This window comes from Streptomyces sp. NPDC059092 (assembly GCF_042756365.1).
Classification (GTDB): Bacteria; Actinomycetota; Actinomycetes; order Streptomycetales; family Streptomycetaceae; genus Streptomyces.
The window spans coordinates 1-1,292 of the sequence record NZ_JBHZEJ010000159.1 but is presented as its reverse complement, the minus strand read 5'-3'; the positions used below and the strand labels follow the sequence as shown (position 1 = coordinate 1,292).

At 46.1% G+C, this 1,292-nt stretch carries 2 protein-coding genes; both read left to right on the top strand.

Features of this window, described 5'->3' with window-relative positions:
• Positions 1–955 (top strand): hypothetical protein (locus tag ACFXPL_RS37135; protein WP_384927587.1); only part of this gene is annotated, 955 nt, incomplete at its 5' end.
• A gap of 59 nt (positions 956–1,014) precedes the next feature.
• A complete protein-coding gene (locus ACFXPL_RS37130; protein WP_080467411.1) occupies positions 1,015–1,263 on the top strand; it encodes a hypothetical protein in 249 nt (82 codons plus the stop codon).
• Positions 1,264–1,292: the final 29 nt, after the last annotated feature.

Here is a 1,292-nt window from a genome sequence, read left to right as displayed (position 1 = left end):
CGCACAAACGGTATCATTCAACCTACCGAAAGTACGCCTGCTATCACAAATTTTAGTTGAATTTGACGCGACTGTCTCTCTCAAATCGCAGAACGCGGCAATTCCAACTAAACCATTTTCACCATACCAGATTATCAGAAATATTGCACTGGAATTAAACAGTGGATTCCGTCCTTTTGTTGTGTCAGGCGAAGCCCTTCACCTATACAGCTTAAACCGATTGAATCCAGACGTTCTATTACCTGCATCAAGTCCGCGGGCGTTATCTTACATTGAAACAGCCGCGAGCACGTCAGGTAAAGACGCGCGTATTAAATTCCAAGTCGCGCTGCCATTAACTTTAAACCAACGTGACCAGGTCGGTCTTATCTTGCTACAAAACGAGGAGACAACCGTTTCCCTTCAGATTGATACAGCACGCGCGCAAGACGCGTATCAGTTGGCTACTGGAGACACCGTTACACTGAAGCAATTGAAAATCACGCCGACAATTGAAACGTTCTCCGTCCCTTCTGTACCACAAGCTATGCCGGATATTTCTGTCCTGAAGCTTGTAAACGAAAAAGGCGAACAGTTCACCGGGAACGGTCAAAATATCGTGAAGCTTCAGACAGGGACGATCTACCGTAAACTCATGTTTTACTTTACGGATGAGTCAGGCAACCCGCTGAAGGACAGCGACTTTGCGGGCAACTTGGAATTGGTATTTAACCAAGCCGACATCCCTTACAGCATTAAGCCGTCAGCACTTGCAGCCCGAAATCATTCGGACTTGGGTTATGTCTTACCGGATGGGGTTTATGTGTTTGACTTCTCTAACCAAGGCTTGCCAAACCTCGGCGGCTCTCGTGACTATATTGACACCGAACGTCTTACAGAGTTTTGGATTCGCTTCAATACTCAAAAAGGCGGGCGCGTGAAAATCGTTGCTGAAAAGCTTTCACGCTTGCATTAATACACGCGGGAGGGCTTTTCCCTCCTTTTCTTATTTGACTACTACGAAGGAGGATTTATATGAACGCACCATCACAAATGGGTCTAGGTGAAATGTTCTACCATGCCGCAGACTTATATCCAAACATGGGGTTTATGAGTACCCGAACGTCTACAGTTCCCGAAGCTGAAGATCAAATGTCTCTTGTCGATGATGAGGACACAGCAAAAGAGCATGACGTAAAGCAAGACCCTATTACATCAAAACAAATCTTGCTGGGGTTCGGCATTGTGTTCCTTGTCGTATTCCTATTCTCGGCAAGGGTGTAGGGGGTGTGACTTGTGGAGCAAATCTATTC